18 protein-coding genes are annotated in these 19,643 nt (G+C 36.6%); 7 read left to right on the top strand and 11 right to left on the bottom strand.

Going from position 1 to position 19,643, the window contains the following annotated elements; all coding sequences use genetic code 11:
* Window positions 1–266 precede the first annotated feature (266 nt).
* Window positions 267–896, bottom strand: coding sequence for a YcnI family copper-binding membrane protein (locus RCG20_RS02785; RefSeq protein ID WP_308182709.1), 630 nt, complete (start codon window positions 894–896; stop codon window positions 267–269).
* A 219-nt stretch (window positions 897–1,115) separates the two neighbouring features.
* Between RCG20_RS02785 and RCG20_RS02790 the strand changes: the two genes are divergently transcribed.
* Window positions 1,116–1,916, top strand: a complete 801-nt coding sequence (locus RCG20_RS02790; RefSeq protein WP_308182710.1) for a sensor histidine kinase — start codon at window positions 1,116–1,118, stop codon at window positions 1,914–1,916.
* Window positions 1,916–2,557, top strand: coding sequence for a response regulator (locus tag RCG20_RS02795; RefSeq protein WP_308182711.1), 642 nt, complete (start codon window positions 1,916–1,918; stop codon window positions 2,555–2,557). Before RCG20_RS02790 ends, RCG20_RS02795 begins: the two co-directional genes overlap by 1 nt.
* Before the next feature lie 177 nt (window positions 2,558–2,734).
* Here RCG20_RS02795 and RCG20_RS02800 read toward each other — a convergent pair whose 3' ends face one another.
* Window positions 2,735–3,304, bottom strand: coding sequence for a TetR/AcrR family transcriptional regulator (locus tag RCG20_RS02800; RefSeq protein WP_308182712.1), 570 nt, complete (start codon window positions 3,302–3,304; stop codon window positions 2,735–2,737).
* A gap of 347 nt (window positions 3,305–3,651) precedes the next feature.
* Here RCG20_RS02800 and RCG20_RS02805 point away from each other — a divergent pair, with 347 nt between their 5' ends.
* The 3 genes from RCG20_RS02805 to RCG20_RS02815 all read left to right on the top strand — a co-directional run bounded on the left by RCG20_RS02805 (window position 3,652) and on the right by RCG20_RS02815 (window position 8,158).
* Window positions 3,652–6,735 (top strand): MMPL family transporter, encoded by a 3,084-nt coding sequence (locus RCG20_RS02805; protein WP_308182713.1) that lies wholly within the window; start codon window positions 3,652–3,654, stop codon window positions 6,733–6,735.
* A gap of 308 nt (window positions 6,736–7,043) precedes the next feature.
* A complete protein-coding gene (locus RCG20_RS02810; RefSeq protein WP_308182714.1) occupies window positions 7,044–7,235 on the top strand; it encodes a hypothetical protein in 192 nt (63 codons plus the stop codon).
* 290 nt (window positions 7,236–7,525) lie between these two features.
* Complete coding sequence (locus tag RCG20_RS02815; RefSeq protein ID WP_308182715.1) at window positions 7,526–8,158, top strand: LysE family transporter; 633 nt, start codon at window positions 7,526–7,528, stop codon at window positions 8,156–8,158.
* A 231-nt stretch (window positions 8,159–8,389) separates the two neighbouring features.
* Here the strand turns inward: RCG20_RS02815 and RCG20_RS02820 are convergent, their stop codons facing one another.
* The 3 genes from RCG20_RS02820 to RCG20_RS02830 all read right to left on the bottom strand — a co-directional run bounded on the left by RCG20_RS02820 (window position 8,390) and on the right by RCG20_RS02830 (window position 11,270).
* Window positions 8,390–9,139, bottom strand: a complete 750-nt coding sequence (locus tag RCG20_RS02820; RefSeq protein WP_308182716.1) for a ferritin-like domain-containing protein — start codon at window positions 9,137–9,139, stop codon at window positions 8,390–8,392.
* Between the two features lie 214 nt (window positions 9,140–9,353).
* Window positions 9,354–10,754, bottom strand: a complete 1,401-nt coding sequence (locus RCG20_RS02825) for a flotillin family protein (protein WP_308182717.1) — start codon at window positions 10,752–10,754, stop codon at window positions 9,354–9,356.
* Window positions 10,755–11,270, bottom strand: a complete 516-nt coding sequence (locus RCG20_RS02830) for an NfeD family protein (RefSeq protein ID WP_308182718.1) — start codon at window positions 11,268–11,270, stop codon at window positions 10,755–10,757.
* 626 nt (window positions 11,271–11,896) lie between these two features.
* Here RCG20_RS02830 and RCG20_RS02835 point away from each other — a divergent pair.
* A complete protein-coding gene (locus RCG20_RS02835) occupies window positions 11,897–13,369 on the top strand; it encodes a flavin monoamine oxidase family protein (protein ID WP_308182719.1) in 1,473 nt (490 codons plus the stop codon).
* 194 nt (window positions 13,370–13,563) lie between these two features.
* Window positions 13,564–13,779: a hypothetical protein gene (locus tag RCG20_RS02840; RefSeq protein WP_308182720.1), complete on the top strand. Its 216-nt coding sequence runs from the start codon at window positions 13,564–13,566 to the stop codon at window positions 13,777–13,779.
* Window positions 13,780–13,968: 189 nt separating this feature from the next.
* On the opposite strand, the gene RCG20_RS02845 is transcribed toward RCG20_RS02840, so the two are convergent.
* The 6 genes from RCG20_RS02845 to RCG20_RS02870 all read right to left on the bottom strand — a co-directional run bounded on the left by RCG20_RS02845 (window position 13,969) and on the right by RCG20_RS02870 (window position 19,637).
* A complete protein-coding gene (locus tag RCG20_RS02845; protein ID WP_308182721.1) occupies window positions 13,969–14,196 on the bottom strand; it encodes a hypothetical protein in 228 nt (75 codons plus the stop codon).
* Between the two features lie 246 nt (window positions 14,197–14,442).
* Window positions 14,443–15,027 (bottom strand): NADH-quinone oxidoreductase subunit B family protein, encoded by a 585-nt coding sequence (locus RCG20_RS02850; RefSeq protein ID WP_308182722.1) that lies wholly within the window; start codon window positions 15,025–15,027, stop codon window positions 14,443–14,445.
* A 32-nt stretch (window positions 15,028–15,059) separates the two neighbouring features.
* Window positions 15,060–16,568: a hydrogenase large subunit gene (locus RCG20_RS02855; protein ID WP_308182723.1), complete on the bottom strand. Its 1,509-nt coding sequence runs from the start codon at window positions 16,566–16,568 to the stop codon at window positions 15,060–15,062.
* Between the two features lie 5 nt (window positions 16,569–16,573).
* On the bottom strand, window positions 16,574–18,040 hold the full coding sequence (locus RCG20_RS02860) for a hydrogenase 4 subunit F (RefSeq protein ID WP_308182724.1): 1,467 nt from the start codon (window positions 18,038–18,040) through the stop codon (window positions 16,574–16,576).
* A gap of 5 nt (window positions 18,041–18,045) precedes the next feature.
* Entirely contained in the window at window positions 18,046–18,687 is a 642-nt protein-coding gene (locus RCG20_RS02865) for a hydrogenase (protein WP_308182725.1), read from the bottom strand.
* Between the two features lie 14 nt (window positions 18,688–18,701).
* Window positions 18,702–19,637 (bottom strand): respiratory chain complex I subunit 1 family protein, encoded by a 936-nt coding sequence (locus tag RCG20_RS02870; protein WP_308182726.1) that lies wholly within the window; start codon window positions 19,635–19,637, stop codon window positions 18,702–18,704.
* Window positions 19,638–19,643 lie beyond the last annotated feature (6 nt).

The following is a 19,643-nucleotide window of genomic DNA, read 5'->3' on the forward strand; positions in this document are numbered from 1 at the left end:
TCATTTTATTTCAGACTTGCAAAAAATCCATTTCATGTTAAGTAATGTAAATTACTCAGCAATATGACCTAATCTAAAAAGTTAGTACAAAAAATTCAAAAAAAACGTTAATCCTTGGGTTAACGTTTTTTCGTGGTATAAGAACTAGTTTAATTAGGATTGGTTTATCAGTTTAATAGCACAATTTATTAATAAAATTACTTTATCAAAACACATGAAGTTAAAAAAATTAATTTTTTATATTCCCTTTATTACATTCATTTTAGTTATTTTTTACGCAATGCAAGGACAATTGCAACTATTGAAAGTAAAAGGGCAACACCAGATACTATCAAAGGAAGGGAATCTGATTTTTGTTCCGTTTTTGTTGCTACTTTCTTAGAATTTTCAGTAGTTTGATTCATATTTTTCATATCATGCTGAGCAACTGTTGAGGCTGAAACAATATCCGTAATTGAATGTGGTAATTTTGACCCTTCTTCACCTGTCCACTCTACAACACTGCCATCTTTATAATATTGAAATGCATCCCAAGCAGCTTTCGTTGCATTTTCCGGGTTTTTTCCTACAAAAGTGAATTGCTGGAATTGGCCAGGCAAAATCCCTTGCCCAGTTGCATCAAAAGTTATGGAAGTTACATTTCCCTTTGAATCCTTATCTGAAGTAAAGTTCCAACCAGGAACAGGCTGATAAGACATAATTTCAACCCCCATAGGAGTTTTTAAAGTGAATTTTGTTGTTGGTACCTCCTTTTCAACAGGAACCTTTACAGTATATGTTTCCCATGCACCAGTAGTGGAAGTTTTTGGTGTTACGGTAACGTGTGCACTAGCTACACTTGAAAATAAAAATAATCCTAATACTGTTGGTAATACTAGTTTGAAAAATTTTATCATGTTGTTTTCCTCCTATAAATAACTTAACAATGTTACTTTACTCCGGGAATGCTATTCCTTTATATGACCCACAAGGGCTAGTTTAGACAGAAAATGTGACGTAATTTTGACAATGAATTGAAATAGGGAACGTGTAAAGCCCTTTTCATAAATCTTTCTGTTCTGTTACTATTAAAATGAAATTTTAAGAATGATAGAAACTCTAAGGAGAATACAAAAATGTCATACCAGTTTTTAAAAATTATCACGATTTTAATCCCAACCATCCTTATCGGTGGATTTGAATTTCTTCGACATACTGGTTTACTTCTTCAAGATTTGTCCATGAAAACAGGAAATTATTTCATTACCATTTTAATATTTATCGTTTCTTATATTTTTTCAAATTGGATGTTTAAGATGATTGAAGAAAAAAACCACCGTATTTCTTCAGAACGTGAAATGCGTGCAATATATGAAGAACGAGAAAGGCTCGCAAAAGAACTACATGACAACATTGCCCAAACATTATTTTTATTAAATGTAAACTTAAAAAAGGGAAAACTAAATGATGCACAGGGTTTGGTAAATTCCATTGACTCGAATCTTAGACAAGCTATTTATAATTTACGAACAAGTCCATCAGAACACGTTTCTTTATCTCCAAGATTAGAAAGTTGGCTGGATGATTGGAGTACCGTTTCTGGGATTGATTTAATCGTTTCGATCGATTTAGATGAAGACTATTTTACTCCTGCAGAAGAAGTTCAAATCTTTAGTATAATTCAAGAAGCATTTACGAATATAAGAAAACATTCAAATGCAGATCATGCATCTCTCTTGTTTCATACTAATCTAAAAAAATGGGAACTAATCATTGAAGACAATGGTAGAGGTTTTTTAATAAATGAAATACCACTAAACAAATACGGACTTGTCATGTTGAAAGAAAGAGTGCATAAAATAGGGGCTACCATTGATATCTCCTCTGAAAAGGACAATGGAACAAATATAATCATAAAAGGAAGCAGTGAACAATAATGGACAATTACCGGGTTTTAATTGCAGATGATCATCCTCACGCACGTCAAGCCATCATGGAGATGCTTGAAGAAGATCCATGCTTTCTTATAATTGGTCAGGCAAAGAACGGGAAGGAAGCAATTGAGCTTTGTGAAGAGCTACTACCAGATATTTTATTATTAGATATTGAAATGCCCGTCTTAAACGGATTAGAGGCAACGAAAATAATAAAAGAAAAATATCCATTTATTAAGATTATTATTTTGAGCGTCTCGGATCATGTAGAGGATTTGTTTACAGCCATACAATACGGAGCACAGGGCTATTTGTTGAAAAACATGGATCCAGATGAGTGGCTGCAATATCTACGCTCCATTGTGGATGGATCAGATACTGCAGTAAGAGGTCTAGCAAGTAAACTTCTTTTTCAATTTAGAGAGCGTGACATACAAAACACTCCATCTATAAGTTCTTTAACACCTAGAGAAAAAGAAATTCTCCTTTTAGTATCAAAAGGATTAAAGAACAAACAAATAGCAGAACATCTATTTATAGCAGAGAATACGGTGAAAAATCATATTAAAAACCTATTACAAAAACTACAACTTGAAAATCGGGTACAGCTTGCTTCATATGCTTTAAAATATATAACGATATAGTTGTTAAAATGTGAATAGTGGAAAAAACACAAAAAAGTAGTGGAAATCATATGAGATCTCCACTACTCCACTAAAGGATTTTCCCTCGAATCCTTTAAAAACGTTCTTCAAACCGGTTAACAACCCTTCCTGTAAATCACCTTTCACATGAGAGTAGGGGCCAAATGTTAAGCATCTTCACAACAAAAACGCTTGTTCAACAGCGAAGATTGCTTTTTCAATAAACTGGGCGGTATCTTTCGGGCTTTCACGCATTCCATTTTTCAGCCATTCATGGATAATGGCTGAGGATCCGCTTGAAATAAAAGAATACATAGCTTCAAACCGATTTAAATCAATGTGATTGGCTTCTTTTTTCCATTTATCAATACTTCGATCATGGAAAAGATAGATGATTCGTTTTAAATAATCCCCATTTCCATGATCTGAGATTAAAATCTTACACAGATCACCGTTTTCCGCAATATATTGGCAAATTTCAGAAACCAAACCGTCGAAAACTCCAGTATCCAAAGAACGTTCTACCGCCTTTTTAATTTCCTCTGAAAACGATTCTTCAATACTAGATAACAAATCAAACTGCGAGTTGTAGTGCATATAAAAGGTATTGCGGTTTATATCGGCATGTCTGCAAATTTCAGTTACCGTAATTTTGTTGATAGGGCGCTCAAGCATCAGCTCTAATAAACTCTCTCTGAGTGCCATCTTAGTATATTTTACTCTCCGGTCCACTTTTTCCGTTTTCATAAAGTCCTCCTTTTAAAAAAAATGAAGAAGTAAACGACAGTTCCTGTTATTTTGTTCGATAACAGACGTATTTTATCGAACTGCCTGTTGATTATTTATCATGGTGTTAATATAATTTAGAACTATGAATTAGGCAACCCTTAGTTAACAAAGAAGAAAAAAAGAGTAATAGATATCGGGTTTTATGAGGACGAAAACATGACAGACATTTCCGGCAACTTCAGTTGAATATTATGATGCCCTTTTTGTATGGCCAACCACGTAACAAAAACTGAAAAGAAGATTGGAACAGTTTCTCGGGCTTTAAGTAAAGGTTTTTGAAAAATATGTAAACGGAGGAATACAACATGAGAATGATCATAAAAAGCCGGTGGGCTATTTTCTCAATATGGCTCATCGCAACTATATTACTTACATTATTCCAGCCAGACATCAATGCAATACTTCGGCAAAAAGGACTGCAAGCATTAAATGACGACAGCCCCTCAGTAAAGGCAGATCATATCTTAAAAAAGATGGATTCTACTAAAGGCACGAATGACCTTATTGTTTTTTATGACAAAGATAAAATTTCTAAAGAAGAAATGGACAAAATCGGTAATGCCTTAAAAGGAGTTCGTGACAGTGGCACAGAGCTTGGTATTTCAGACATTATAGATCCCTTCAGTATGCCAGATGCAAAAAGTTCTTTAGTTTCTAAAGATGGTACAACACTTCTAGTTAGCTATAAGCTTGAAAGGAAATCAAGAGAAATTGATGCTATCAAAAAAGAATTTGATAGCAAACTCAAGAATGTTCCTGTGAAATACTACCTTAGCGGTGAAGATTTTATCAATAATGATTATTTGAAGGCATCTCAAACCGGCGTTGAAAAGAGTGCTGCATTGACAGTTTTATTTATTTTAGTAGTTCTTGTACTTGCGTTTAGGTCGGTCGTTACCCCTTTGATATCCTTAGTAGCTGTTGCCTTTTCCTATCTTTGTTCAATGGGAATTGCAGCTCAATTAATTGATAAGGCTGGATTTCCAATAACAAATCTTACCCAAATGTTGCTAGTACTTATCCTCTTTGGAATAGGTACTGATTATAATATCCTTCTTTTTAATCGATTTAAGGAAGAACTATCCCATGGTCATTCTATAGACGAATCAATTGTAACCACCTATAAAACTGCAGGTAAAACAATTACATATAGTATACTTACTGTATTTATTGCTTTCCTGGCTCTCGCTTTTTCCGAATCACCAATTTACAGGTCCGGTATTGTTGTAGTAATCGGTGCAACCATTTTATTACTTGAAATTTTAACCCTAACACCTTTTATCATGAAGGTTTTAGGTAAAAAACTATTTTGGCCATCTAAAAATGTTGGTGGTCATAAGGAAAACAAGTTCTGGGGTAAAACATCCTTCTTTGCAACAAAGCATCCGATTCTATCAATCGCAGTGATCCTTTTGATCATAGGACCAATGGTGTATTTACATCAGGAAAAGCTAAATTTTGATACCATTAAAGAACTTGGAAACTCCTATCCTTCTTCTAAAGGTATTAATTTAATTGCTGACCATTTTGGTAAAGGCCAGGCAATGCCTGCTACTGTTGTTATTGAAAATAGTAATGCTCTTGAAAATAATGATTCTCTTGCTGTAATTGAAAACCTAACTGAAAGGCTTAAGAGTATTAAGGGAGTCAAACAGGTATCTTCGGCAACACAACCTCTTGGTAAGCAAATTGATGGTTTTTACATCGACAGTCAAATGGGATCCGTTACGGATGGCATATCAAAAACTCAAAATGGTGTCGATCAGATACACAATGGATTGAAACTTGCTCAAGAAAGATTTGGATCAGCAGACTTTTCTAAGGTCAATCAAATGGTTGACGGTACTGCAAAGCTTCAAAATGGTATGGGTGCCTTAACCAATGGATTAAAGCAAATCCAAGCGGGAATCGGTGATAGTTCTAGTAATCCACAAACAATTAGTACCGGTATAGCCACGATACAAACAAATCTTTCAAAGATGAGCAGCGGAGTAGCCGTTTTAGCTGATAACTATGGAAAGATGCAGGCTGGTTATAAAGAGATGGGTGCCCACTACCAAGAAGCGGCACAGGCCCTTCTAGGTGTAAAAAATGCACTGTCACAAATGCAAATAATGGTGAATGCTTTAGGCAACAGTTATTCAAATTCCAAAAATGACCCTAATTTTCTAGCATTAAAGAATACTATAGATCAGGTATCATCTTCGTTGATTCAAATTACACCTGAAGGAATAAAAACACTAAATAATAATTATAATGCTGTAACTGCTGGTTATGATACAGCAAATAAAAATCTGCTAAGTATGAGCAGTGGCTTATCACAAATGGCTGATGGGTTGAAGAAACTCGAAGATGGGCTTGGTAAAACATCCACAGGAATCGGTACAATCGTAACGAATATGAATCATGTAACCAATGGACTTGGTCAGATGAAAACAGGTCAAGAGCAGCTTGTAGCTGGCCTAAATGGATTCAGTACATTTGGACATAAGCTATCAGATGTAAATGGCGGGTTAAAGAAAATTTCTGACGGACTAGGACAAACGAATGGTTTCTTAACACAGCTTAATACAAATAAAACCTTCTTTATTCCTAAGGAAGCGTTGACCGACAAAAACTTTAAAAAAGCTTTAGATATGTTTATGTCCAGCGATAGAAAAATCACAAAGATGACGATTATTTTGAATGCCGATCCTTATTCAGAGGATGCCTTGAATACGATAGAAAAAATAAATAAAACTGTTTCTAATGGACTAAAAGGTACTGAGCTTTCACATGCAAAATTTGGAGTATCAGGACCAAGTGCCACAACAAATGATATGAATAATGTATTGTCTCGGGATTTAAATAAAACAACAGTCATTGTCATTATAGGCGTATTGCTTGTACTGTTCTTTGTCATTAGATCCTTCTGGACACCGGTTTTCATAACAGCATCCCTTGTAGGAGCTTACTATGCAGCCATGTTTATCACAAACTTTATTTTCTTAAGTTTGCAGGGCCTTGAAGGAATTACTTCCTTCGTTCCATTCTTCTCCTTCATTATTATCGTCGCCTTGGGAGTAGACTACAGTATATTCTTAATGATGCGCTTTAAAGAATATCCTCATTTGTCGCCAAAAGAGGCAATCGTTTTGGCTTCAAGAAATATCGGTGGTGTGATCATATCAGCAGTTATCATACTTGGAGGAACATTCGCAACACTGATACCTTCCGGATTACTCATTTTATTTGAATTGGCCACAGCAGTGATTACAGGGTTAGTAGTGCTTTGCTTTATACTACTTCCAGTCTTCTTGCCAGCGATGATTGCCCTTCCAGATGCTCTTGCAAATTTATTTTCTGGAAAAAGGATTGAAGACGTAAGTTTAGAGGAAAAAATAGTTTAAGTGCAGTGCTAGACCACAAAAAATAGGTTTCGTGATTATCTTATTAAAAAGCCGACTCTCCTTCCAAAATTTTCGGAAAGAGTAACGGCTTTTTCTTTCCATTAGATCATTAAAAGGTCCTAGAATCATTTCAACCTTTTTAAATCTATCACCAAAATTCGAATTTCCTATTTGAAGGTTCGCTACCCGTTTATAAAAAAAGGTTGATTTTATTCACGCACTTTTCTTATTTTCTGCATACTTTCTGCAAAAGAATTCTATACTATTTTACTAGAGTGTTAGTAGTTGAAACCACGGGGAGGATTATTATGAAGAAGATAGTTGCTACATCTACTTTTATCTTAATGATGGCTTTTGGAGGATCCGTTTTTGCTTCTGGTTTAGATGTTGCTCATTGTGCTCAAATGGACAATGGAAAAGGTGTATCTGAGTGTGCAATTGCGATGAACCATGGTGTTTCTGAATGTGCCACTTCGCTAGATTGCCCAATGGCAAAATAAAAATAAAGAAAACTCGCCGATTGACGATCCCCAAAGGGCGATGATTAGGCGTAGTTGCCCTTATGCGCTAGCAGAATTTATGGATATAAATTAGGAATAGCTGAGAAAAGAAAAGGCGCTAAGGCGTCTTTTCTTTTTGTATCATTACTTTCTTTCGAAACACTCCTTTACATGATAAGTAGTAAAGCAACCGATAAATATTAATGATAAACTCCTTTTTAAGGTTTTAAAACCTTGAATGGATACATAAAATGTACAAGTTCTTAACTTTACTTAGATGGTGTGATGGAATGAGTATAAGTATCCTATTAAGTTATATGTTTTTGGGATTAACTTTTGCAGCTCCAATGGGGCCAGTAAATTCTGTAAAATTAGATAAGGGAATTAAAAATGGGTTTTGGCATGCATGGACTGTTGGTACTGGGGCTAGACTTGCAGATATTTTTTTCATGTCATTTGTATACTTTGGATTACTTCAAATTCTCAATATACCCGTTATAAAAATATTCCTTTGGCTTTTTGGTTCCTTTGTTCTTCTATACACTGGTATTGAAAGTATTTTAAAGGCAAATCTTATTTCTCTACAACAAAGCAGAAAAAAAGAATCAATTGTAAAGTGTTTTATTACCGGTTATTTTATGTCAATTACAAGCCCTTTAACTTTATTATTTTGGCTAGGCATTTATGGATCTGTTCTAGCAGAAACAGCTGCAACAAACGGAAATCATTTTTTGATATTATATAGCAGTATGATCTTACTTGGATTAGCCTTTTGGGATATCTTTTTTGCTTTCTTAACGATCCAATTTCGGAAATATTTAAATTACAACCTTCTTATCGTCATTTCTCTAATTTCGGGATTTTCTCTGATTGGATTTGGAGTTTATTTTGGATATTTAGGAGTAAAGGCCCTATTCAGTTAATTTTCATACTATGAAGCTCTTATTATTTTGATTCTGAATTCTTATCGTAATGATCTACACCTAATAAAAAGATGAAAATCAAACTAAAAGAAAAAGATTGCTAACAAAAAAAGAACGGTAATTCACCGTCCATATTTGCTGAAGATATATAGGTTTTTAAAAACGATTGTTGCCCGTTTTGAATATCCTTGAATCAGTTTTTCAATTAAAGTGCTATTTACATAAATATTATTATTTCATTTTTTTGCTCTGTTGTAATAACTTCGATTCTCCACTCTTTTCCCATTTTTCAACTTGTTCAATTGCCTGCTGAACGGAATATTTATTCCCTACAAGAACTCCTGCAAGAATATACTCCTGAAATAAATGAGTTAAATTTATTCCTTCATTAACTTCCTTCAAAGCATTTGTTACTAATGGTTGTAAATATTGTAGCCATTGATCAGGGATAGAGCTATCTGTCGTTGCTACATTTTGCTTATGTTCACGACTAGTAGTAGTGGGCTCTGTTCGGTTTAATGTATATAAAAAGTTGTATTTTGAGGCATGCTTTATTTCATCTGTTATAATTTCAAATAATACATCCCGGTGATGTTGCCTGTTTAACCCCTGATAAATAGTACGATATTTTTCGACTGCTTTCAGTTCACCAAACAATGCTTGTTTTATTCCATCTAAGTAGGAGCCTGGTTGAGCAAACTCTTCTCCGTTTTTACTCTTAACCTCTTTTCCAGTAAGTTCTTTATATAATTGCCTAAACAGTTTGTTATGTTTAACTTCATCATCACGTATGGATGCAATAATGTCTTTTTCTTCTTGTGTAGGTGCTTGTGTAATCAGATACTCATAAAAAAGTTGATCTTCTCTTTCCCCTTGTACCGCTTCTTCGATCAAGATTATTGCTTGCTTTAAATTTCGATTAAAATCATTGTTACTATCTTCGTTGGTATTATCATTTTCTCCACTTATATAGCTGTTCATAAAATACCTCCTAAAAAATTCTCAAAATTATCCTATGATTCATCACTAAAATAGTTGCGTGTCCGATGACAGAGGCATAGTTGTCCTGATACGCTTGCAGAATTCATGGATATAAATCTGATAAGTCAAAAAAACACACCCAAATTTTTATCCAAATGGGTGTGCTAATAGTTCTGATATTACAAAACCGATAGATTCACTCTATGTTTTTTCTTTATTCCTTTTTTTCCCCTTTCTCAGCAAAGTTTTCGAGCATTTTAACTAGATTTACCCCCGTTAATGCCTCTACTGTTTCGGGTAATTGGGCCATCAGATCTGTCACATACCCTGTAACTTTTCCTGCACCACCGCCCTTGTTTGATCCATTATCAATCACTACGAGTTTATCAGTTTGAGATAATGGTTGAGCAATTGCTGCAGCAATTGCAGGGAATTGCCTGATCATCATTTCTGCAATCGCTGCTTCTCCGTATTTTTTCATGGCTTCTGCGATTTTGTCTTTCGCATCTGCTTCTGCAAGTCCTTTTGAACGAATAACTTCAGCTTGTGCATTTCCTTCTGCTCTTTCTGCATCCGCTTTTGCAAGACCCGCTAAGCGTACTTTTTCTGCATCTGCTTTTGCTTGAGCTACAATTTGATATTGATTTCCTTCAGCTTGTTGTTCTTGAGCATAACGATTGGCATCTGCTTGCTTTTTGACCGTTGCTTCTAGTTCTTTTTCACGTCTCGTGATTTCTTTTTGCTCAAGCTCAATTTTCTTTTCTCGTTCAACGATCATTATCTGCATTTCTTCTGCTTTTACTTGCTGTAAGGATTTTGCCGTTTGAAGTTTATACGCTTGATCTGCTTCTGCCTGCTTAACATCTTGTTGCAGTTTAAATGCAGCTTTTTTTACTTCCATTTCTTTATTGGCTTCGGCAATATTGGTATCCGCTACATAATCTGCTTTTTGTCCTTCCTCGCGCGCTTGTGCTTTGGCAATTTGTTGATCACGCATGAAATTTGCTTCTGCAATCTCTGCGTCTTTAACAACTGAAGCAATTTGAGGTCGACCAAGAGCGTCTAAATATCCGTTATTGTCTCGTACATCCTTAATCGTAAATGAAACAATTTGTAAACCCATTTTATTTAAATCTGTGGCAGCTTGACTTTGAACTTCAGTGGCAAACTTATCACGGTTTTTATAGATTTCTTCCACTGTCATCGTTCCAAGAATAGCACGAAGGTGACCCTCCATGGTTTCTGTTGCTATCATTCGTAGTTCATCATCTGTTTTCCCTAGAAATTGTTCAGCAGCTGTCATGATTGACTCAGTATCCCCTTTGATTTTGATCTGAGCTACACCATTGACCATAACTGGTACACCTTGTTCCGTATACACTTCCGGGGTTTTAATATCAAGCGTATGCACTCTTAGTGAAAGGAACTGTTTTTGTTGGATAATCGGAATAACCAAAGCTCCTCCACCTTTTACGATTTTCATTCCTTCTTTTGTAGCCCCAGTAACAATCATAGCTTCATCTGCCCGTACAGGAACATACCAGTGCAAGACGATGAAAACAAGAGCAATCAATAGAAGAATGCCGATTACAGGAAATAGATAAGACAAAGACATTTAGATTTCCTCCTTTAGTTTCTTTTCAATTTTAAAAACACCTTTTTGCACATCTACAATTCTTACTTTTTCTCCCGGTAACAAAGAGGACCCATCTGTAATAGCAGGGGCACTCATTCGGAAGCCTGCCTGGGTGTAGACAATTTCACCTTTTGAATGCTGTGATACTGTTGCCAAAACTTCTGCATCTTTACCAATCATTTCTTTTGAACCTTTGGCATTGCTTTTTTGGGCTTTTTGAAGAGGAATCATGACGAGAAAAATCAGTAAAGTGGACGAGACTATTCCAATAAATATAGACAATAATGTAACTTCAAATGGCGGTAAATGAAACGTTTTTTCAAAAAAAAGTCCCATTGCACCAAACATTGTCACAAATGTAGCAATAACGGAAGGGGATAAAAAAGGAATTTCTCCTTCGACATGGAAATCAGTGTGAAGTATTCCACCCAAAAGGAACGATGTAAAAATAAATATGCCTCCAACCAAAAAACTAATTAAATAAATAGTATCCATTCACGCCCTCCTTTCGTGATAAAGAAATCTATAAATAATGGAAAAAGATAAAAATAAAGAAAACTCGCTGATTGGCCAGCCCCTAAGGGCGATGACAGAAGCGTAGTTGCCCTTATGCGCTAGCAGAATCTATGTATATAAATTCTGATTAGCTAAAAAAGAGTAATAGAAATTAATATTAGAAAAGGTTTGGATTCATTAACAATTAAACAGTTATAAATATCAACTAAAAATTGCCAAGTGCCAATACAAACGTTCAAAATAAACAAATAAATGATTACTTATTGACCGACATAACTACTTTTACACATAAATATCCAATTATTTACTACATATTGATAAAATTATCATAACAGCATATTCCTTTTTATACCATATTTAATTATCATACTACTTATGTAAGTTATACTGACAAGAAAAATGGTGCCGGAATACTGTATTTCTTTGCATTATTAGATGGTCTGGATTTTCAGTAAAACTGCTTTTTTCTTAGTTTCATAAAATATATAAGTTAATTGATTAAGTAAGCTAGTCTGTTAGGATATCTTTTCCCAATAACTCCTGAACACATAGGCATCTCTGCAAGTGAATACAATGTAATAAATCTTTTCACAAGGGGCGATGAGATGCCTAATCACATAAATCATCAATTAACGACTGAACAAATGATTAGCATTATTAGAAATGGTCTTAAAAAGTCACATGTGCCCAAGCATATTACTATTGTTGGTGCAGGACTAGCAGGTCTGGTTGCAGCTTCTCTATTGAAGGAGGCAGGGCATAACGTCACAATCCTAGAAGCCAACAACATTGTTGGCGGACGTGCCTATACAATCCGTTCACCCTTTAGCAATGGGCTTTATTTAAACGCGGGTCCAATGCGCATTCCTAGTACCCATTTTTTGACCTTAGCGTATATTGATAAATTTGGTCTACCCAGGAACCAGTTTATTAACCGAACTCCTACGGATATTCTTTATATCAATGGTATCAAAACACGTCTTAACATTTTTGAACGTAATCCAGGTATTCTAAACTTTCCTGTTGCCCCTAATGAAAGAGGCATGAGCGCAGAGGAACTGATTAATTTAGCTAAAAAGCCAATTATCGACTTTATAAAGATGGACCCAAAGAGAAATTGGGCTCTTGTAGAAAAAGAATTTAAAAACTACTCACTAGGTTCTTTCTTAAAATCTTACCATTATAAATATGGAACGACTTTTTCAGATGGAGCAGTGGATATGATCGGTGTGCTCCTTGACTTAGAGGCATATATGGGGATGTCATTTATTGAATTTTTACGTGAAGATTTTATCCTAAGCACTGATCGTTTCTATGAGATAACTGGCGGTATGGATCTGCTGCCGAGGGGATTTCTCCCTCAATTAAATGAAGACATTAGGTTCTACCAAAGGATGACGAAAATTGTCCAATATAACCACAGTGTAACCATTCATTCCACCCATCAGCACACCTTAGAGAATTCAACTATAACTAGTGATCTTGCCATCGTTACCATCCCCTTTTCCGTGTTACGATTTGTAAAAGTGGAACCCTACCATTCTTTTTCTTATTATAAACGAAGAGCGATTCGAGAACTGAACTATATGAGTTCAACAAAAATCGGAATTGAATTCAAAAGTAGATTTTGGGAAAGGTACGGACAAAATGGTGGTAAATCCATTACTGATCTGCCGATTCGCTTCACTTATTACCCAAGTCAGGGGATTGGTACCAATGGGCCTGCTGTAGTTTTGGCAAGTTATACATGGGCGGATGAGGCTTTAACCTGGAACGGTCAATCAAAAGAAGATCGGATTCAGTATGCTCTAAGGAACCTAGCTGAAATTTACGGAGACCAAGTGTATTCTGAATTTGTTTCAGGAGCTTCCTTTAGTTGGGTCGATAATCCATTTTCTACTGGAGCTTTCGTGACCTTTGTACCGAGTCAGGAAACCGAAATTTATCCTTATATCACAATGCCAGAAGGAAGAGTGCACTTTGCAGGAGAACATACAACACTCACCCATGGTTGGATGCAAGGTGCTATTGAATCTGGAATACGGGTTGCAAATGAAGTGAATGACTTACCAAAATAACTTAAACAGATATTCCTTTTCAATTAAACAACCCTATTAAACAAGTATATAGTTGGCTTCATCATCTGTATTATTTTTCAAAACTTTTATATTCATAATTTGGTCTAAATCTATCAAAAATTAAATATTTTATAGAAAGGTACAATATGAGTTTTTTTATGTACCAAATACTATATGAAATAGGAGATGCCAAAATGAATGTTGTTTATTTTTTCGAAAACAAAAACCTTTTACTAAGTCAACTACTTAAACATGTACCATCCGTGGGTGAAGATCTAACAATTAAAGGTCGTAAAGGAAAGGTTTCAAGCGTTAATAGTGTAGATGAAAATAGTATTCATGTGCAAGTTATCTTAGAAAAAGTTAATAAAAGTAAACTTATAGTAGATAATTCAAAAAAGAAAAAGTAAGGAGAATCTATTTATTCCTTCACTAACTGAAATGGTGCTATTTTAAAAAATACAGTGGAAAATCAATACCCCTTATGTTTAAAAGCAAAAAGAATGCACATGAAAGTTTTGTCTACTTGGTGCATTCTTCTTGCTTACATGTTATGATTTTAAAATTTCCTAAATAATTAAAAAATCTAGTACATGTGACTAGATTCTCCTTTTTACTTCCTCTCTTATTGATTCAATAAGAGTATCCGATAAGTTTGCTGGAATAGATGTACCGTCCTCAAATATCCAGGCATTAATTAACTCAAGGTCTGCTTTTTTTAAAGTAATGCTATACTCTTTTTTATTATGAGTAAATTCAACTGAAGCGTATTCTTCACTATCAAAATCGTCATCAATAATCATGCTAGTTATTTCATATGGTTTCACGATGTGCCTCCTTTTTTCATTCTCTTATCATGTATAGAATTTACTGTTAAATTTTGTTTATGCACTATTTCATATTTCCCTCTTAATCTTAATAAATTCTGCTATAACATAAATCTCCAACATTTTCTCTTTTAAAAGTTTAATTTTTTTAAAATAATTAAATTTGAAATCATAGAAAAAACGCTAAATCTCTCAACAGACTTACCGTTTTTCTTCACGCATAAAATTATGTACCGAAAATCCAATCTATTGTGTTTGTTCAACTGCTTTTAGTATTCCATTTAGGATTTCAATAGGCGAAGGTGGAGCACCAGGAACATAGACGTTCACTGGGATGATTTGATCCACCCCCCCATAATGGGCATACGTTCTACCAATTAATCCAATACCACATGCATCATCGCCAATCGCAACTACCAATTTTGGAGATGGGACTGCCTCAAAGGTTTTACGAACGGCTTCCTCAAGATTACGAGTAACCCCGCCAGTTACTAGTAACATATCGGCATGACGGGGGGATGCCACAAAGTCGATACCAAAACGTTGCACATCATACACCGGGTTAAGTAAGGCATTAATTTCCCACTCACAAGCATTTGAAGAACCTGAGTCTAAATGGCGGATATGCAATGATCTCCCAAATATTTTTTTGATAAGCCCGGGCGCCTTTTCTAGCAGTTGATCCAAATCATTTACAACATCCAATTTTGGATGGACAGCAGTAGTGATGTCTGGCGTGGGTGTATCTAATGTTGTTGAGTTTGAACGTAAATCTTGAAGTGGCATGGTACCAATACCATATTTCCATAACTGCTTCAAAACGAAGAACATTGGACTACCTTCCTTTCTTTATTGCACCTGAACTAACGGTCACAACAAGAGTAACAGAGTTCAAAGCTTTTATTAATTAAAGGAAAATCCGGAACGATATTACCTGGGACCGCAGTAGGAACAGCTGGCCAATTTGCATATGAAGCAGACCTGACACGGTACCGATAAATCGTATTATTTAATCCCGTCATTACAAAATGGACATTTTCTCCTCTTGGTGACTCCGTTATTCCTATTCCGTATTGATATGCTGGCAGTTCACCTAACGGAATACGAATATCACCTTTGGGAATTTTCTCGATGATTTGCCTTATTAATTTCGCTGATTGTGTGGATTCCACAGCACGAATTAAAAACCGGGCTAACACATCCCCATCTTCTAAAACAGGTACTTCAAACTGAAGCTCCTGATATGCCGCGTGTGGAAAGTCTTTGCGAGCATCCATATCAATATTTGACGCACGAGCAGCAGGTCCGACCACTGCAAATTGTTCGGCAATATCCTCTTTCAAGATTCCCGTTTTCCGGTAACGATCCAAGGCAATGTTATTTTCTAAAATATCATGGATGATCTGTTGGATCTTAAACGCAACGTCCAGTGAAATGCGAGAAATTTCGTTTAATTGTTCACTGGTTAAATCTCTTAAAACACCACCTGGAATGATCATACCCCTGAGATAACGGTGATTGAAGATCCGGGCATTTAATTGCATCAGCGTTTCTTTTAACCGTGCACCATGATTTGAGCCGAAGGCAAAGCCGATTCCAGCACATATATTCCCAATGTCCCCGACATGGTTGTACAACCGCTCCATCTCAGCTAACAAAGAGCGGATGTAGAGTGCACGTTCCGGAATAGTCAAGCCAGCAATCTGTTCAACAGCCTGTGCATATGAAAGTGCATGGGAAACACTGCAAACTCCGCAAAGTTGTTCAGCAAGTAACGAACCTTCCATTACATCCATTCCTTCGCTTCGCTTTTCCATACCGCGATGTGTGTAAAAAAGTCGGGCTTCTAAATGAAATATGGTATCCCCCATCACTTGGAAGCGAAAATGGCCAGGTTCGATAACTCCAGCATGAATCGGACCAACAGGAATTTCAAAAACTCCTTCTCCCTCAACCCTTGGATAAGAAAAAACGCCATTACCACTCCTAGGTTCTATTTGATCAAGAGGAAAATCCTTACGGAGTGGATAAACACCTTCAGGAAAATCGTCATGCAAAATAAGACTTCTTAGATCAGGGTGTCCAACGGGCCGTGTACCAAATAAATCATATGCTTCCCTTTCATACCAAGCAGCTGCAGGCAATAATTCTGCTAGAGAAGAAAAGGAAGGATCCTCCTCAGGAACCACCGTTTCCAATACCAATACCCGATTGTCCCCTACTGCGAAAAAATACCGAAGTTTGAAACGGTCAATCCCTAATTCCTTTTCATCGCTCGCAACCATGGTGAGCAGACGAAAGTGTGGTCCCATTACTGATTTATACGCTTTCTCCAATTGGTTTCGATCAGCATGTATCACTTCAATCTTCACAAAACTCAACCTCCCATAATAATTGCAGCCTGATGAATCAAGTCTGAAATAACAGGTGGGATATACACACCGAATACCACGACAAAGACAAATGGGAGTAAGAGCGGTAGTGTAGACCATCGGCTTAAATCTCCAACTGCCAGTTTATCACGGGACGTTCCGAATACCATTTTACTAATATGAAACAACATTGCTCCAAAAATTAAAGCCAACCATGCGATCATGAAAGAAACCACAATCGGATGTCCCTCTGAAAACCCTACTGAAATTATGGAAAACTCACTTGTAAATAAATTTAAGGGTGGCACCCCTGTTATGGCCAAAGAGCTAACAAGCAACATGAAACCCGTAATCGGCATTGTCTTGATTCCACCAGTGATTCGAGTCATCTGTTTTGACTTGTACTTTTGAATCATATTCCCTGAGGTTAAAAAAAGCAGCGATTTCGCCATGGAATGATTAAACATTTGCAGCAAAGCTGCAGTGAACCCAAGAACGCCTCCAATCCCAATTGCCACGGCAATTATGCCCATATGTTCAATGGTAGAAAAAGCCAACATCCGTTTTAAATCTTGCTGCACCATTATAAATGGAAAAGCCACAGCAATGGATAAGAGGCCAAAGCCGATAAATAAATGTCGGATAACATCCCCGCTTATCGTATGCTCCGCAATGACAGCAAAACGAATCAAAACAAGTAAAGCACAATTCAGAAGAACTCCAGATAACACGGCGCTGATGGGCGAAGGCGCTTGACTATGTGCATCCGGCAACCAAAAGTGCAGCGGCGCAAAACCAATCTTGGTTCCCAACCCAACAATTAGAAACACAAAAGACAAGCTAACCATTGAAGGCTGAAGCTTAATGCTTGGATCCTTGAGAAAAGACCAGTTTAGAACCTCTGGAGATGTGCCAAGTGTATTGACTACCGACGAATAGAGGAGAATAACTCCTAGAAGAGCAATCGCGATTCCTGCTCCACAAATCATTAAATATTTCCATGCGGCTTCAAGTGCCTCTCCTTTTCGGTAAAGAGCCACTAGAAATGCCGAAACAATCGTGGTTGCTTCGATACCAACCCAAAGCAGTCCCATATTATTAACGACACAAACCATCAGCATTGAGGCAATAAATAGGTGATACCAAAAGTAATACTGCCGAAGCTGTTTCTGATCGATGACTCCTTCATGATATTCATTCCGGATATATCCGATCGAGTTTAGGGCTGCGGTCCATCCGATGATGGCAACAATCGCAATAACGATGGAACCTAGAGCATCCACATAAAAAAATTGGTTAGTATTACTACTTACCGTTCCTCCTACTGCCACTTCACATACCAGCCAAATGGCCAATATGGAAGTGATGCTACTCCCTACAAGATGAACCCATTCGATAACCCGAATTTTTTTCAGAAAAAAACACAACAACGCCGTAACTGTAGGTATAATCAATGTCCATAACGGTAACATGTTCATCACCCCTTTAACTTTCTCAGCCAATCTGTACTAATACTCTTGAAGGTTTGATCCATTCGATAGCTAAGGAGACTAATCAAAATAACAGATACAAAGACATCTAAAAAGATACCAATGTCCACCATAAACGGCATCCCTCCTGAAGCCGAAAGAGCAAACAGAAATAAACCGTTTTCGATTACAATTAGACCAATCCCTTGCATAATTGCTTTTTTATGAGTGATCATTACAAACAATCCAATAAGTAACATGGAGATGGCATTGGGTAAATAAGGATGTCCAGAATCCGACATGATAACACCTAGCGGTTTAGTAATAACATAACTGAAAACAACGAGACCAGCTGCACTTAAAAGTGAAATTTCTCGCCCGATAAACTTGTCAGTTTCTCGCTTTATGTACATTTTTCGCATCGTTGAATCGAGGATGCTAGGGATGACGATTGCTTTTACCACAATCGTAAGTATAGCCATAATGTACATATCCACCTCTCCTGTTTCCCATGCCAATAGAAAGCCGGTAATCCCTAGAAAGAAGGACTGTAACGACAGGATTTTAATGGCGGTTCTGATCGACTTCAACCAGACCAACAGAAGGCTTGAGACAACTAACATCACCGACGTTTCCAAGAAAAGGTTCATCTGTTTTTATCCCCTTACAACAAATATTCGGTAATAAGTGAAAAGAATGATAATAAAAAGGCAGCTGCTAATAATCTTGGAACTTTAAATAAGCGCATTTTAGCATTGGCTATTTCGATACAGGCCATGATCAAACCAACACCAAACATCTTTAAAAAGAATAGGAGCGGTCCCGTAAGGAGGGCCCACCCTCCAGTGGACACGTTTGGCCCCCAGGGAATACATAAATCAATAAACAGCGTAAATAATGCGGCCTGCTTGATCCAAGCGCTCCACATAAGTAAGGCTAATGGTTTACCTGAGTATTCAAGCAAGGGCCCTTCATGAATCATGGTCAATTCAAGGTGTGTATCAGGATTATCCACTGGAACTCTTCCTGTCTCAGTTACAAGAAGGATTACAAATGCAACGAGTATCATAAAATAAGCTGGTGAAATAGGTAGTCCTATCTCCAAAAGATGTGCAATGATAGCGGAGAGATTGGTCGTTTTAGCAGGAAGGGCTGTACCTAATATTGTAATAAACAACACTGGCTCTGCTAGCGAGGAAATAAACAAATCCCGACTCGCACCTTGTGCACCAAAGGAACTTCCAGTATCAACAGCTGACATACTAATAAAGAACCGGGATAAAGCAAACAGGTAAATAATGAGGACAATATCCCCAGTAAAAGAATATAAAGTTTGATGAACAAACGCAGGAATAAGTGCCGATGCAGTAAGAGTCGCACCAAAAACAATATAGGGTGTAACCAAGAAAATCCACGAAGCGTTCTTAGATACGAATGAGTCTTTGTGCATGTACTTATATAGATCAAAGTACGGTTGAAGAAGACGTGGTCCTACTCTACCTTGCAGTAATGCTTTCGATTTCTTAATTGCTCCTGTAAGAAGCGGGGCAATCAATAAAATGGACAAAAATTGTATAATTTGCAAGATAATCGATACCATCCGCTC

Source organism: Neobacillus sp. PS3-40, assembly GCF_030915485.1.
Classification (GTDB): Bacteria; Bacillota; Bacilli; order Bacillales; family Cytobacillaceae; genus JAUZPL01.

What these genes read in the sequence shown, in the direction of transcription:
- RCG20_RS02785 (WP_308182709.1), bottom strand. Translation starts at nt 896, where the DNA reads ATGATAAAATTTTTCAAACTAGTATTACCAACAGTATTAGGATTATTT.
- RCG20_RS02790 (WP_308182710.1), top strand. Translation starts at nt 1,116, where the DNA reads ATGTCATACCAGTTTTTAAAAATTATCACGATTTTAATCCCAACCATC.
- RCG20_RS02795 (WP_308182711.1), top strand. Translation starts at nt 1,916, where the DNA reads ATGGACAATTACCGGGTTTTAATTGCAGATGATCATCCTCACGCACGT.
- RCG20_RS02800 (WP_308182712.1), bottom strand. Translation starts at nt 3,304, where the DNA reads ATGAAAACGGAAAAAGTGGACCGGAGAGTAAAATATACTAAGATGGCA.
- RCG20_RS02805 (WP_308182713.1), top strand. Translation starts at nt 3,652, where the DNA reads ATGAGAATGATCATAAAAAGCCGGTGGGCTATTTTCTCAATATGGCTC.
- RCG20_RS02810 (WP_308182714.1), top strand. Translation starts at nt 7,044, where the DNA reads ATGAAGAAGATAGTTGCTACATCTACTTTTATCTTAATGATGGCTTTT.
- RCG20_RS02815 (WP_308182715.1), top strand. Translation starts at nt 7,526, where the DNA reads ATGAGTATAAGTATCCTATTAAGTTATATGTTTTTGGGATTAACTTTT.
- RCG20_RS02820 (WP_308182716.1), bottom strand. Translation starts at nt 9,139, where the DNA reads ATGAACAGCTATATAAGTGGAGAAAATGATAATACCAACGAAGATAGT.
- RCG20_RS02825 (WP_308182717.1), bottom strand. Translation starts at nt 10,754, where the DNA reads ATGTCTTTGTCTTATCTATTTCCTGTAATCGGCATTCTTCTATTGATT.
- RCG20_RS02830 (WP_308182718.1), bottom strand. Translation starts at nt 11,270, where the DNA reads ATGGATACTATTTATTTAATTAGTTTTTTGGTTGGAGGCATATTTATT.
- RCG20_RS02835 (WP_308182719.1), top strand. Translation starts at nt 11,897, where the DNA reads ATGCCTAATCACATAAATCATCAATTAACGACTGAACAAATGATTAGC.
- RCG20_RS02840 (WP_308182720.1), top strand. Translation starts at nt 13,564, where the DNA reads ATGAATGTTGTTTATTTTTTCGAAAACAAAAACCTTTTACTAAGTCAA.
- RCG20_RS02850 (WP_308182722.1), bottom strand. Translation starts at nt 15,027, where the DNA reads ATGTTCTTCGTTTTGAAGCAGTTATGGAAATATGGTATTGGTACCATG.
- RCG20_RS02860 (WP_308182724.1), bottom strand. Translation starts at nt 18,040, where the DNA reads ATGTTACCGTTATGGACATTGATTATACCTACAGTTACGGCGTTGTTG.
- RCG20_RS02865 (WP_308182725.1), bottom strand. Translation starts at nt 18,687, where the DNA reads ATGAACCTTTTCTTGGAAACGTCGGTGATGTTAGTTGTCTCAAGCCTT.
- RCG20_RS02870 (WP_308182726.1), bottom strand. Translation starts at nt 19,637, where the DNA reads ATGGTATCGATTATCTTGCAAATTATACAATTTTTGTCCATTTTATTG.